The organism is Candidatus Eisenbacteria bacterium (genome assembly GCA_005893275.1).
GTDB lineage: Bacteria > Eisenbacteria > RBG-16-71-46 > SZUA-252 > SZUA-252 > WS-7.
On record VBOW01000065.1, the window covers coordinates 1 to 12678 of the forward strand.

13 protein-coding genes are annotated in these 12678 nt (G+C 66.7%); 4 read left to right on the top strand and 9 right to left on the bottom strand.

What is annotated here, in order from left to right:
* Positions 1 to 137 precede the first annotated feature (137 nt).
* Genes mltG through E6K76_10520 form a run of 9 tightly spaced genes read right to left on the bottom strand, consistent with a single transcriptional unit; the run spans position 138 to position 8729 of the window.
* On the bottom strand, positions 138 to 1463 hold the full coding sequence (mltG, locus tag E6K76_10480) for an endolytic transglycosylase MltG (protein ID TMQ57358.1): 1326 nt from the start codon (positions 1461 to 1463) through the stop codon (positions 138 to 140).
* Complete coding sequence (ruvX, locus tag E6K76_10485) at positions 1460 to 1888, bottom strand: Holliday junction resolvase RuvX (GenBank protein TMQ57359.1); 429 nt, start codon at positions 1886 to 1888, stop codon at positions 1460 to 1462. The genes mltG and ruvX overlap by 4 nt, the downstream gene beginning before the upstream one ends.
* Entirely contained in the window at positions 1876 to 2838 is a 963-nt protein-coding gene (locus E6K76_10490; GenBank protein TMQ57389.1) for an RluA family pseudouridine synthase, read from the bottom strand. The genes ruvX and E6K76_10490 overlap by 13 nt, the downstream gene beginning before the upstream one ends.
* Entirely contained in the window at positions 2798 to 3307 is a 510-nt protein-coding gene (gene lspA, locus E6K76_10495) for a signal peptidase II (protein TMQ57360.1), read from the bottom strand. The genes E6K76_10490 and lspA overlap by 41 nt, the downstream gene beginning before the upstream one ends.
* Positions 3304 to 3693 carry a TraR/DksA family transcriptional regulator gene (locus E6K76_10500; protein ID TMQ57361.1) on the bottom strand — a complete coding sequence of 130 codons (390 nt, stop codon included), beginning with the start codon at positions 3691 to 3693 and terminating at the stop codon, positions 3304 to 3306. The genes lspA and E6K76_10500 overlap by 4 nt, the downstream gene beginning before the upstream one ends.
* A 4-nt stretch (positions 3694 to 3697) precedes the next feature.
* Entirely contained in the window at positions 3698 to 6874 is a 3177-nt protein-coding gene (locus tag E6K76_10505) for an isoleucine--tRNA ligase (GenBank protein ID TMQ57362.1), read from the bottom strand.
* Positions 6871 to 7737 (bottom strand): purine-nucleoside phosphorylase, encoded by an 867-nt coding sequence (locus E6K76_10510; GenBank protein ID TMQ57363.1) that lies wholly within the window; start codon positions 7735 to 7737, stop codon positions 6871 to 6873. Before E6K76_10510 ends, E6K76_10505 begins: the two co-directional genes overlap by 4 nt.
* Before the next feature lie 6 nt (positions 7738 to 7743).
* Complete coding sequence (locus E6K76_10515; protein TMQ57364.1) at positions 7744 to 8004, bottom strand: DUF167 domain-containing protein; 261 nt, start codon at positions 8002 to 8004, stop codon at positions 7744 to 7746.
* On the bottom strand, positions 8001 to 8729 hold the full coding sequence (locus tag E6K76_10520) for a YggS family pyridoxal phosphate-dependent enzyme (protein ID TMQ57365.1): 729 nt from the start codon (positions 8727 to 8729) through the stop codon (positions 8001 to 8003). Before E6K76_10520 ends, E6K76_10515 begins: the two co-directional genes overlap by 4 nt.
* Before the next feature lie 753 nt (positions 8730 to 9482).
* On the opposite strand from E6K76_10520, the gene E6K76_10525 reads away from it, so the two are divergent.
* The 4 genes from E6K76_10525 (at position 9483) to E6K76_10540 (ending at position 12666) form a co-directional block, all read left to right on the top strand.
* Positions 9483 to 9815, top strand: coding sequence for a phage holin family protein (locus E6K76_10525; GenBank protein TMQ57390.1), 333 nt, complete (start codon positions 9483 to 9485; stop codon positions 9813 to 9815).
* Between the two features lie 20 nt (positions 9816 to 9835).
* Complete coding sequence (locus E6K76_10530) at positions 9836 to 11005, top strand: pyridoxal phosphate-dependent aminotransferase (GenBank protein TMQ57366.1); 1170 nt, start codon at positions 9836 to 9838, stop codon at positions 11003 to 11005.
* A complete protein-coding gene (locus tag E6K76_10535; GenBank protein TMQ57367.1) occupies positions 11002 to 11748 on the top strand; it encodes a hypothetical protein in 747 nt (248 codons plus the stop codon). The genes E6K76_10530 and E6K76_10535 overlap by 4 nt, the downstream gene beginning before the upstream one ends.
* A gap of 159 nt (positions 11749 to 11907) precedes the next feature.
* Complete coding sequence (locus tag E6K76_10540) at positions 11908 to 12666, top strand: DUF1326 domain-containing protein (protein TMQ57368.1); 759 nt, start codon at positions 11908 to 11910, stop codon at positions 12664 to 12666.
* Positions 12667 to 12678: the final 12 nt, after the last annotated feature.

Sequence of the window (12678 nt, forward strand, 5' to 3'; positions counted from 1 at the left end):
CACTCCCCCCGAGTAGGCGATCAAGACACGGCCTAGCCCATTCAGGATCTCCTCGAGGCGCGCTTGCTTGGCCGGGAGATCCGGCCCGGCCGAGGATTGGGCGCCGGGCTTGGTGAAAAAGGTCGCGGGCACGCCGCTCATTTCTTGGTGACCGCTTTCTTTTGGGTCGTAGCGCGCTTGGTTGCGCCGCTCGGAGCCGACGAGGGGGCGCCGGTTCCCTTCTTGGGCGCGCTCACAACCTCAGCGCGTTTGGCCGGTGTTTGAGGCGCGCTGACGACGGCCGCTCGCCCCGCCGGCGCGCTGACGACGGCCGCTCGCCCCGCCGGCGCGCTCAGGACGCCCGCTCGTCCCGCCGGCGCGCTCACCGCTTCGGCGCGGAGCGCGGGCAGGGCCGAATCGGGTGCCGCGCGAAACACCGGGCCCTGCATCAGCGGGCCGGCGAGCCTTGGCGTCGATTCCACCTTGGCCACGGCGCGAACGTGCGCGATGGCGGCGAGATGAGCCGCCCAGCTCTTCGTGAAGATGTGGGTTCCATCGCCGCGCGCCACGAAATAGAGCTCGGTCGAATCGGGCAGGGGAAAGAGCACGGCGTGAAAGGCCGCTCGGCCCGGGCTGCAAATCGGGCCCGGCGGGAGCCCTCGATTCCGGTACGTGTTGTACGGCGACTTCACGTTGAGGTCGTTGTAGTAGACCCGGTTTCTGAAAATCCCGAGGGCATAGGAGACCGTCGGGTCGGATTGCAACATCATACCCTTCCGCAGCCGGTTGTAGAACACGGCCGCGATGCGCGGGCGCTCGGAAGGCATCACCGCCTCGGCCTCCACGATGGAGGCCAGCGTCACGAGCTCATGCATGGTGAGCCCTTCGCGCGCCCCTGGCAGCGCCATCTCCTCCTCGAACACGCGAAGCGCGCGCCCCACCATCACCCGGGCGACCTCCTCGGGCGTTAGAAGCGGATAGAAGGGATACGTATCCGGGTAGAGGTATCCCTCGAGCCGATCGGCGGGTATACCGAGTGCGCTGGCGAAGGCCGAGTCGCGCGTGAGCGCGATGAAGCGGGACGGATCGATCTTCGACTGCGCCGCGAGAATGCGGGCCACTTCGTCGCTGCGCAGCCCCTCGGGGACCGTCACCATGTCCTGCTTTCCCATCCCGCTCGAGAGCTGGCGCAAGATTCGGTAGATGCTCGCGCCCACGGGAATCGTATAGCGGCCCGCCTTGAGATGCCGGTCGTAGCCCAAGACCCGCGCCGCGAGCACGAAGAGCGCGGGGCTCTTCACGAGACCGTCGGCCTTGAGGATCCCCGCGATCGTCTCGACGCTGGCGCCGCGGGGGATCAGGACCTCGCGCGTTTCGTACACGCGGGTGACCGAGGCGGGGAAGAAGAGGATTCCCGAAATCAGCACGGACCCCACGATCGCCCCCAAGATGAGGCTCCGGCGGATGCGGTGGCGCCGCTTCATTCCGTCGCTCCCTTGGTGCGGCGCGGGCGGTCGAGCCAGCGCTGGAGGATGAACGCGGCCGCCTGGTCGTGAAGATCGCGGTCGCGTGGGGAGCGTCCTTTCTCCCGAGCCGCTTCCTGGGCCTCGCGCGTGCTGAGGCTCTCATCCACGAGATGAACTTCCAGCCCGGAGGATTTCCGGAGGGCCCGTGCGAAGCGTTCCACGCGCCGTACCTCCTGGCGCCGCTCCTCCCCTTCCAGCCCGAGGGGCACACCCACGACCACCGATTCCGCGCCCACCTCGGCGGCCACCGCCGCTACCGCGGCGGGGGCCTCCCGCACCGAGTCCACGTGCAGGACGCGAAGCGGCCTCGCGAGGGTCGAGCCTTCGTCGCTCACGGCGATCCCGAGCCGCCTCAAGCCGAAGTCCACGCCTAGGATCCGCACGCGAGGGCCCGGAGCACCGCCGCAAAGTCGGGCGGCACGGGACGGGTGAACTCCAGGGGTTCCCCGGTCTCGGGATGGCGAAACGCGAGCCGCTCCGCGTGGAGCGCCTGATGATCCAGCTCGGAAAGGAGGAGCGCCGCGCCCGCGCGCTGCGCGGGAGGAAGCCTGAGCAGGGGTCCACGACGCCCCCCGTACTCCGGATCGCCGAAAACGGGATGCCCCAAATGCGCCAGGTGGACGCGAATTTGGTGGGTGCGGCCGGTCTCGAGGGTGAGCACGAGCTCCGAAAGGTAGTCGAACGTCCGTTCCACGCGGTATCGGGTCGCCGCGAAACGCCCCCCGCGTGGGACCACCGCGAACTTTTTCCGGTCGCGCGCGCTTCGCGCGAGCGGAGCCTCGATGCGACCTTCGAGCTCGGGCATGCGCCCCCATACCAGCGCGCGGTAGACCCGCCGCACGTCGCGCGCCTCGATCTGCCGCGACAGCTCGCGGTGCGCGCCCTCGGTGCGCGCGACGATCAGGAGCCCCGACGTGCCCTTGTCGATCCGGTGCACGATCCCCGCGCGCTCGAGGCCCGCGGCGCTCGGAAGCGGTCCATACCGGTGGAGGAGCGCGTGGACGAGCGTCCCCGTGCGGTGCCCCACGGCGGGATGCACGACCATCCCGGCCGGCTTCGCGATCACGGCCAGCGATTCATCTTCGTAGACGGCCTCGAGCGGAATGTCTTCGGGCAGGAGCCGGGTGGGCACGCGGCGCGGGCGGGTGACCTCGATCCGGTCCCCCACCTTGACCCGCCGGCTCGCGCGCGCCGGCGCGCCGTTCACGCGGACGCATCCGGCCTCGATCAGCTGCTGCACCGCGGAGCGAGAGAGCGAGCGTTCGACCTCGGTCAGGAAACGATCCAGGCGCTCACCCGCGCGCGAAGTCGGAACCGGGTGGACTTTCGAGATCGGGGTCGGTGCGGCCGGATCGGGCGAGATTCCAGGCAAGCAGGATCACTCCCAAGGTGACGGCTGAGTCTGCGACATTGAACACGGGCCATCGGAGTGCGCCTAGCCCCACGTCGATGAAATCGACGACCCTCCCCCAACGGATGCGATCCACGAGGTTACCGAGCGCGCCGCCCAGGATACACCCGAGGAGCACGCGGTTCGCGAGGCTGCGATACGCATCACGCGCAAAGAGATAGAGCACCACGGCGATCGCGAGCACGGAAACCAGGATGAACGGAAGCCGGCTCCCGGGAAAGAGGCCGAACGCCGCTCCGCTGTTGTGAACCAGCGTGAGCCGGAGGAACTGTCCCAACACGGGTACCGGTTGGCCCATGAGCAGGCGCGACGAGGCCAGCGTCTTGGTCGCCTGATCAAGGACCAGCACCGCCGCCGCGCACGCGAGGAACGTCCCGAGGCGGGTGCTCATCCGCGCGCGGCGTTGGATGTCTTCTCTTGTTTCTCCTGGCAGTTCACGCATAGGTTTGCCTGCGGCATCGCGTCGAGTCTCTGCTTGCCGATCTCTTTCCCGCACGATTCGCAAACGCCGTACTCGCTGCGGTAAAGCCGGCGCAGGGCCTCGTCCACGCTCATCAGCTGCCGCCCCTCCGCAGACGCGAAGAGAAACGCCTTTTCACGCTCCATCGCATCGGTCCCCATGTCCGCCATGTGAAACGAGTAGGCCGACAGGTCGCCGGAGGAGTCTCTCTGCGTCTGCCCCATGGCTTTCTCGAGATATCCGAGCTGGCTCAGGAGCTTCTTGCGCTCTTCCAGAAGTCGCTCTTCGAAATGTTTGAGATCCTTCTTGGTAAGCAACCCCTCACCCTCCTTTGTGGACCCGCTCGATCCCGACCCGGGCCCGCTCTCCGTCAAAGGTCCACTCTTCAAACGGGCCGCTTCCCGTCATTCGGGGGACGACCTCCTCTGCCAGCACTTCTTCCCTGATGAACCGTTCGTACCGCGAGCACGCGTCGGCCAGCCCGGGGCTCAGCTCCCAGTGGAGGCGGATCCGATCCGTGACGTCGAACTCTGCGCTCTTGCGCAGCGTTTGGACCCGGTGCGCCAACTCCCGAACAAGGCCCTCGGCGCGTAGCTCCTCGTCGAGGGTCGTATCCACCGCGACCGCCATGGTGGAGTCCGCCTGGGCGACCCACGGGGCGCGCGAGGACTCCTGGATGGAGACATCCTCCGAGGTCAACGTGAATCGTTGCCCCGCCGCTTCCACGTTCCAGCCCGCGCCGGAGATCGCCGCCCGGATCTCGCCGGGCGGCGCGGCTTGCACCTTGAGCGCGAGCTCCTTCATCGCCGCTCCCGCCTTCTTACCCAGCACCGGATAATTCGGTTTCACGGTGGATGCCAGAACTTCGTCGCGATCCGCCGGGAACACGATTTCTTTCACGTTGAGCTCGTCGCGGATGAGGTCGGAGATCTCCTCCACCCGCGCCCGCTCGCGGGCGCCCAGCCCCGCCACGGCAAGACGCCTCAGGGGCTGGCGGACCCGCAACGAGGAGGCGTTCCGCGCCGCCCGGCCGAGGGTCACGACCCGGAGCGCCGTCTCCATCGCCCGCTCGAGCCCCTCGTCGATCGCGGACCGGTCGGGCTCCGGGTAGTCGCACCAGTGCACGCTCTTCGGCGCGCCGGGGCGCGCGGGACGCACGAGGCTCTGGTGAAGCTCCTCGGAAACGAAGGGAGTGTAGGGCGCCGACAAACGCGCGACCGTTTCGAGGCATCGGAAGAGCGTATCGTAGGCGGCCCGCTTGTCCGCCCGGTCTCCCGATTTCCAGAAACGACGGCGCGAGCGGCGCACGTACCAATTGGAAAGGTCCTCGACCACGAACTCCTGGAGGGCGCGCGCCCCGCGCGTGAGATCGTAGGCATCGAGCGAGTCACGGCACGTCGAGACGAGCGTGTGGAGCCGCGAAACGATCCAGCGATCGAGGAGGGTCGTCGCGGCCTTCTCCTTCGCGCCCGGATCGTAGCCGTCGATGTTCGCGTAGAGCGCGAAGAACTGGGCTGTGTTCTTCAGCGTTCCGAGAAGCTTCTTCGTGACTTCGGTGACCCCTTCCGGATCGAACCGCGTCGCGGTCCACGGCGGACTCGTGCTGATCAGGTAAAAGCGGAGGGCGTCCGCCCCGCGTTGGTTCAGAATAAGGTCCGGATCGACCGCGTTGCCGCGTGACTTGCTCATCTTCTTGCCTTCCTTGTCGAGGATGAGCTCGTTCACGAGCACGTGTTTGTAGGGCGACTGGCCGGTGGCGAAAACTCCGATCGCCATGAGCGTGTAAAACCAGCCTCGCGTCTGATCCATGCCCTCCGAGATGAAGTCGGCGGGGTAAAGCCCCTCGAAGCGCTCCGCGTTCTCGAAGGGATAGTGCCACTGCGCGAAGGGCATCGAGCCCGAGTCGAACCACACGTCGATCACTTCGGGCACGCGCCGGGCCGTTCCCCCGCACTTGGCGCAGCGGAACGTAACCTGATCGACGTACGGACGGTGCAGATCCAGCGGTTCGGGCACCCCCTGCCCTTCCTTGAGCTCGGCGATGCTCCCGACGCAGCGGTCGGCCCCGCAGCCCTCGCAGCGCCAGATCGGCAGCGGCGTGCCCCAGTACCGGTTCCGGGACAGCGCCCAGTCCACGTTGTTCTCGAGCCAGTTCTCGAACCGGTGCGCGCCGATATCCTTGGGATGCCAGGCGACTTTGCGATTCGCCTCGAGCATCCGGTCGCGATAGCGGGTCGTGGCGAGGTACCAAGTCTTCCAGGCGTAATAGAGAAGCGCCGTGTCGCACCGCCAGCAGAAGGGATAGCTGTGCGTCGTCGCCTCCTCGCGATAGAGGAGGCCATGGCTCTTCAGCCAGTCGCGGATGTCTTTCTCCGCGTCTTTCACGTTCCGCCCGGCCCACGGCGTGACCTCCGCGGTGAAGCGCCCCTGCGGATCGACCGTGTGACGCTGCGGAAGGTCGAGCTTCAGCCCGAGCTGGTAATCGTCCTCGCCGTACATGACGGCCGTGTGGACGACGCCCGTCCCGTCTTCGGTCGTGACGAAATCCGCCTGACAGACGTAGTAGGCCTTCTTCCCGGTCTCCTTCGCCAGGTTCATGAAGTCGAACAGGGGCCGGTAGCGCCGTCCGGCGAGCTCGCGCCCCTTCATCTCCTTCTCGATCGTGTACGTTCCCTCGAGCTGGGCGAGCCTCTCCTTCGCGAGGTAATAGCGCTCCTCGCGTCCATCCCGCGTCTGCCGCACGCGCACATAAACGATCTCGGGGCCCACCGCGAGCGCGACGTTCCCGGGGAGCGTCCAGGGCGTCGTCGTCCACGCGAGGATGAAGGCCCCCGGCTCGTCCTCGAGGGCGAACTTCACGGTCACGGAGGGCTCGGTCACATCCTCGTACCCCAGGCTCACCTCGTGGCTGCTCAACGGCGTGCCGCATCGCGGGCAATAGGGAACGATCTTGTGCCCCTGGTAGAGGAGCCCGCCGTCCCAGTACTTGCGCAGGAGCCACCACACCGACTCCATGTAGGTGTTGTCAAAGGTGAAGTAAGGATGGTCCATGTCGAGCCAGTAGCCGATCCGCTCTGTGAGCCGGCGCCAGTCGGTTTCGTAGCGAAGGACGCTTTCCCGACAGAGGCGATTGAATTTCGCGATCCCGAAGGACTCGATCTGTTCCTTGCCGCTGATCCCGAGCTCCCGCTCGACGGCGATCTCGACCGGAAGCCCGTGGGTGTCCCAGCCCCCCTTGCGAGGAACGTAGAAGCCGCACATCGATTTGTAGCGACAGACGATGTCCTTCAACATCCGGGACAGCACATGGTGCACGCCCGGGAGGCCGTTGGCGGTGGGCGGGCCCTCGTAGAAGATGAACGCGGGGGATCCCTCGCGGCGCTTCAGGCTCTCCTCGAAGGCCTTCGTCTCGCGCCAAAAGTCGAGAATCCGCGCTTCCGTCTGGGGCAGGTCGAGCTTGGTCGAGACCGGGATGAACATGTCGGACTTCACGCTCACCGCGCGACCGCCGCGGCCCGAGGCATCCGCTCGATGATGCGTGTGACCAGGCGCGTCAGCGTGGGCTCAGCCTTCGCGGCCGTGGCCAGAATCTTCGGCACGTCGACCGGCTCGAGGGCGTCGGGAAAGCACGTGTCGGTGACCACCGCGAGCGCGAGCACCCGCATCCCGGCGTGGACCGCAACGATCGTCTCGGGCACGAGCGACATGCCAACCAGATCGGCCCCCACCCAGCGCAAGAATCGATATTCGGCGCGGGTTTCCAGATTCGGTCCCGCGACCCCGACGAAAACGCCTTCCCGGAGGGGAATCTTCTCCTCCCGCGCCGTCGCGAGCGCCAGCGCGATCAGCTCCCGGCTGTAGGGTTCGGACATGTCGGGGAACCTTGGCCCGAGCGCGTCCTCGTTCGCTCCGAGGAGCGGGTTGTCGCCCATCAAATTGATGTGATCCACCGCCAGGACGAGGTCGCCGGCCTCGTAGAGCGGGTTCATGCCTCCCGCGGCGTTCGTGATGATGAGCGTTCTCACGCCGAGGGCACGCAGGACGCGGACCGGGAAGGTCACGTCGCGCATCGGATATCCCTCGTAATAGTGGACGCGTCCGTTCATCACCGCGGTCGGTTGCCCGCCGAGCCGTCCTGAAACCAGCTCCCCGGCGTGGCTTTCGACGGATGGAATGGGAAAGTTGGGGATGTCGCGATAGGCGATGGTGGTCGAGGGCTTCATGGCGCCGGCGAACTGGCCGAGCCCGGTTCCCAGGATGATTCCCACCTCGGGGGTGATCCCGAGCTTGGGCGCAAGAAACTCCCGCGCCTCTTCGATCGCCTTGAGCTGGCCTTGGGCTTGATTCATCACGACGCTCATATCAGGTCAGGTTCTCAGCCGGCGTCTCACTTCCGCCTCGTCGATTCCATCCAACTCGACCCATTTCTCCCGGGACGAGGCGCCTCCCACGAGCCGTATCGCGCCCCGCGGCAACCCGAGCGTCTCGCTCAGAAGCCGGATCACCGCCTCGTTGGCCCTGCCATCCTCCGGCGCGGTTGTCACGCGAACCAGGAGCGCCCCGTCCGCCCGAACGCCCGCGACCTCATTCGCACGGCTCTTCGGCGTGACCCTGAGCTTGAGCCTCACGTGGCTCCGGTCGCGGTCCCGGGACCGGCGGCGCCGGGCCGAGGCCCGAAGAGCGCGGTTCCCAGGCGGACGATCGTCGCTCCCTCTTCGATGGCGATCTCGAAATCATCCGACATCCCCATCGAGAGATCGGCATCTGCCGGGAGAAGCCCCGCGCCGGAGGCATCGCGACGGATCCGCGCCAAACGTTGAAACGCCCGCCGCGCTCCTCCCGGGCCGCCTTCCAGAGGTCCGATCGTCATGAGACCCCGAAGCTCCAACCCTTCGAGTCGGCGCGCGACGTCGATGAGATCCAGCGCGCGCTCCGGCGCCACGCCGAATTTGGCCCGGTCCCCGGAGGTGTTCACCTCCACGAGGCAAGGAATTTTGCGGGCCGCCTGGAGGGCCCTCTTGGAAACCTCCCCGGCAATCACGGCCGAATCGATCGAATGAATCACGTCGAAAAGCTGAACCGCGCGCTTGGCCTTGTTGCTCTGCAAATGCCCGACCAAGTGCCACCGGGGACGGGGCTCGACGGCCGTGATCTTCTCTTCGGCTTCCTGGACCCGGTTCTCGCCGAAATCTTGCAATCCGAGTGCAATCGCGCGACGCACCGTCTCGGCCGGGAACCCCTTCGTGACCGGAAGCAGCCGGACCGAGGCCGGGGCCCGTCCCGATCGCGCGCAGGCCCCTGCGATCCGCTCCCTGAGGAAATCCAGGCGATCCGCGAGCTGGTCTTCCCTCATCCACGGAATTCCCTAGAAAAATCCAAGCCGTGCAGTATATCGGTCGACGGAGCGGGCGGACAAGCTCAAAGGGTGCCGTCCGGAGGAGGATCTTCGAGAAATGCTGTGCGCCAATTGTGGGAAGGAGTTGGAGGAGCGCGGGTGCAAGGTCCGCTGCAAGAGCTGCGGCTACTTCGAAGACTGCTCGGACCCCAGCGCGCCGGGGGAATGGGAGACGCCCGCGGTGGCCACGCGGGACGAAACCCCCGCCGGTCCTTCACCCGGGTCGAATAGCCCGAGCGAAGGAGGTTAGCGGGCTTCTTTGTACAGGGAATCGGTCCGGCTGAGATGGCCGGTACAGCCACGATTACGGCACGGAACCCTTTCGGGTGCGGCCAAGAGCTCCGGCACCTTCTCTCCTGTTTGGGAAGCACGCAATTGAGCGAGAGCTTGAAACTGCTGCGGCGTATACATGTAGCCGCACTTCACGCAGCGATACCAGAATTCCTGGTCCATCGGGTCACTCCTGTAGCTTCCCACAGGAAATAACCCCTGCGATCAGTCCGGAGTAGGCGGTGGTGCGTGGTCATGGGCACGAAAATCCGGCGCGGGCGAACGCGCCGCGCTCTTCAATCTAGAGCGCCCGCGGAAGATAGACCATCCCGGGCGCCCTGACAAGCCCTATTCGAGCATGCTAGCATCTACGCATCATTACCGAGGCTGGCCGCCCACCCTGCGCAACGGAGCCGTCCGATGGCGAAAGCGCTGGCTCACATGCTGCTCAACGCCGGCGTGTTCCTCCTGCTTGCGAAGTTCCTTCCCGGCTTTCACGTCAGCGGCTGGGGATCGGCGATCCTCGCGTCGCTCGCGCTCGGAATCGTGAACGCCACGGTTGGCCTGGTCCTCACGATCCTGACCTTCCCGCTGATCTTATTGACGCTCGGGCTCTTCTCCTTCGTCGTCAACGCGATCGTGATCCTCCTTGTGGCGTTCCTCGTGCCCGGCTTGAGCATCAACGGGTTCTTGCCGGCCCTGATCGCCGCCATCGTGCTTTCGAGTATGAATATGTTCTGGAAAGCCGTGACCGCCCCACGGGGCATGGACTAGGGCCGTTCCCAGGAGCGTCCATGCCGTCGCGCCGTCTGCCCGAGGATTTCGCGCCCAACGAGATCACCCAACTTCTGGATAGAAAGCGCAGGTCGGGCGAGAGGATTCTCGATCTCACCGAGACGAACCCCACGCGGGTCGGCCTTCCCGGCGCAGGGCCGGAGGAGTTTCGGGCCTTGTCGGACCCCCGGGGAACGCTCTACGAACCGGATCCCCGCGGCCTCCTCGGGGCGCGTGAAGCGCTCGTGCGCTACTACGCGGGGCGTGGGGGGTCCGGCACGCCGGCCGCATCCCTGTCCGCGGACGATCTCGTGCTCGTCGCCAGCACGAGCGAGGCCTACGCGCACCTCATGCGCCTCCTCTGCGATGCCGGCGACGAGATCGTGATCCCGAGGCCCAGTTACCCGCTCCTCGGGCCGCTGGTGGCTTTGGAAGATGTCCGCGTCGAGAGCTACCGGCTTGCCTACCACGACCGGTGGCAGCTCGACCTCGAGTCCCTGGAAGGTGCGATCTCGCCGCGCACGCGGGCCGTCCTCCTCGTCCAGCCCAACAATCCGACCGGCTCCTGCCTCTCCCTCGAGGAGGCGGCGCGCGTGGAGTCGCTCTGCGCCGAGCGCGGGATCGCGATCATCTCGGACGAGGTGTTCGGGGACTTTCCGTGGCCTCCCTCGTCCGCGCCGCTCCCGTCCATGCTCGGCGAGCGAGAGGCCCTCACGTTCGTGTTGGGCGGCCTCTCGAAGCTCTGCGGGATGCCGCAGATGAAGGTGGCCTGGATCGCGGCCGTGGGTAGGGGCAAAGGCGACGCCCTGCGCGGACTCGAGTGGATCGCGGACTTGTTTCTCTCGGTTTCCACGCCGGCGCAAGTCGCGTTGCCGAGGCTTCTCGAGGCGAGGCACGGCTTTCAGAGGAGCGTCCGGGAGCGGCTGACGGCCAACTTGGCCCGGCTGCGCGCCCTCGGGAATGGTGGGTCCGGATTTCGTGTCCTGGAGGCGGAGGGAGGATGGAGCGCGGTGCTCGAAGCGCCGGCGGCGTCGGGTGATTTCGCGCTCGAGGCGCTACGGACGCGCAATGTCCTGGTTCATCCGGGGCACTTCTACGAGATCGCCCGGGAGGGCTCGGTGGTCGTAAGCCTCCTGCCTGAAGCCGCGGTCTTCGAGGAGGCGGTCGCGTGCCTCGAGGGCATGGCGTGAGCCGGAGAGCTGTCGCGGAGCTCGCGGCCGCGGCGGTCGCGGCAGCGATGGCCGTCGCGATTCCGCTGGGGGCGGCGGTGACGGGACCCGCGATGAAGGCGATACCCCCCGCCTCCCTGGAAGCGTTGCACCGGTCGCTCCAGGAGGTCGCCGGCTTGGTCCCGGCACCAGGGAAACCGTACGTCCTCGATCCGGAAGGACCGAAGCTCGACATCGACCCCCACGCCCCATGGGACCCGGACGTGAAAACCTGGACGCGCCCGGCCCGGGCAACCGCCGAGAGCTACTACGACGTACCGGAAGGGGCGCGGGGCACGTCCGCGGAGCAACGCGATCTCCTCGGGCCGATCGAGGTTACCGTCGAGCTGAACGGCGATCCGCGGCTCCCGGGGCTTGCCTCGGAGGGTGCCCCTCCTGCGATCCTCCGGCTCAAGGGCGCTCTCGCCGTGGAGATTTCAACCGTCGTCCCCGGCCCCGCGCAGGGACGCGTGGCGTCCATGACCCCACGGCAAAGCGCCTACCGGCTCGCCGCGCTGACCATTTTCATCGGCGACCCCACGACCGAGGCCGGCATCGTGACCGCGGTCCGAAAGGGCTCCCCTCCTCGCGGGGGCCTCGGGCAAACCTCGAACCCGGCGGCTCTTCGTCTCATCTGCATCCGCCTTCACGGGCCGAAGAAGCCGATCGAGGAGCTGGCCCGGGGCATTCCGACCGCTTCCCTCCGCCGCCTCCTTCGCGGATGAGTCGGCCAAAATACTTCTGGAATTGATTTGCCCCCGGTGTAGCCTAGCCTGCGCGCAGTGGTGTTTTCCGCGTTGAGGGGCCGGAAAACCTCCGCTCCATTCACCAGGTGGTCTCGCCGCCTGAATCACGTTCCTGAACACGTAAAGGGGGTATCGCAGATGAAGGCTCGTCTTTCTCTTCTCGTCCTCTTTGGTGCGCTCTTTGTCCTCGCGGGCTCGCTGATGGCAGCGGACACCAAGGCGCCCGCCCAGGCCGAACAGCCTTGGGCCATGAACGCGACGATCATCGAGGCCTGCAGCTGCCCGATGTTCTGCCAGTGTTATTTCAGCGCCGAGCCGTCCTCCCACGCGGGACATGGGGAGCACGAAGGCCACGCGGAGACGTATTGCCGCTTCAACAACGTCTACAAGGTGAACCGGGGCACCTATAAAGGGACGAGCCTTGCGGGCGCGAGATTCTGGATCGCCGGCGACTTGGGTGCGACTCTCGCCGACGGCGAGGCGGACTGGGCGGTCATCACGTTCGATCCTTCCGTGACGCCGGCGCAGCGCGAGGGGATCCAAACGATCGTCGGCAAGGTGTACCCGGTCAAGTGGGCTTCCTTCGCGGTGGGAGCCGACGCGCCCGTCATGTGGGAGCACAAGCCCGGATCCGACGCAGCCCACGCGTCGCTCGACGGCGGCAAGGCCGGCGAGGTCATCCTCAAGAATTCGGTCAACAAGAACGTCGCGGGCCCCGTCGTGATCAAGAATCTCCGGTATTTCGGCGCGCCGCGGAACGAGGGCTTCGTGCTCATGCCGAACGAAGTCGAAGCCTATCGCCTCGGCGACAAGGCCTACGAGTACAAGGGCACGAACGGCTTCATGATCACGGTCGATATCGCGTCCAAGGACATCAAGGAGCAGGCCACGAACTAACGGCCCGCCCCT

Bases quoted from the DNA above. Each gene is read 5' to 3' on its own strand.
- mltG (TMQ57358.1), bottom strand. From the start codon at position 1,463: ATGAAGCGGCGCCACCGCATCCGCCGGAGCCTCATCTTGGGGGCGATC.
- lspA (TMQ57360.1), bottom strand. From the start codon at position 3,307: ATGAGCACCCGCCTCGGGACGTTCCTCGCGTGCGCGGCGGCGGTGCTG.
- E6K76_10510 (TMQ57363.1), bottom strand. From the start codon at position 7,737: ATGAGCGTCGTGATGAATCAAGCCCAAGGCCAGCTCAAGGCGATCGAA.
- E6K76_10520 (TMQ57365.1), bottom strand. From the start codon at position 8,729: ATGAGGGAAGACCAGCTCGCGGATCGCCTGGATTTCCTCAGGGAGCGG.
- E6K76_10525 (TMQ57390.1), top strand. From the start codon at position 9,483: ATGCTGCTCAACGCCGGCGTGTTCCTCCTGCTTGCGAAGTTCCTTCCC.
- E6K76_10530 (TMQ57366.1), top strand. From the start codon at position 9,836: ATGCCGTCGCGCCGTCTGCCCGAGGATTTCGCGCCCAACGAGATCACC.
- E6K76_10540 (TMQ57368.1), top strand. From the start codon at position 11,908: ATGAAGGCTCGTCTTTCTCTTCTCGTCCTCTTTGGTGCGCTCTTTGTC.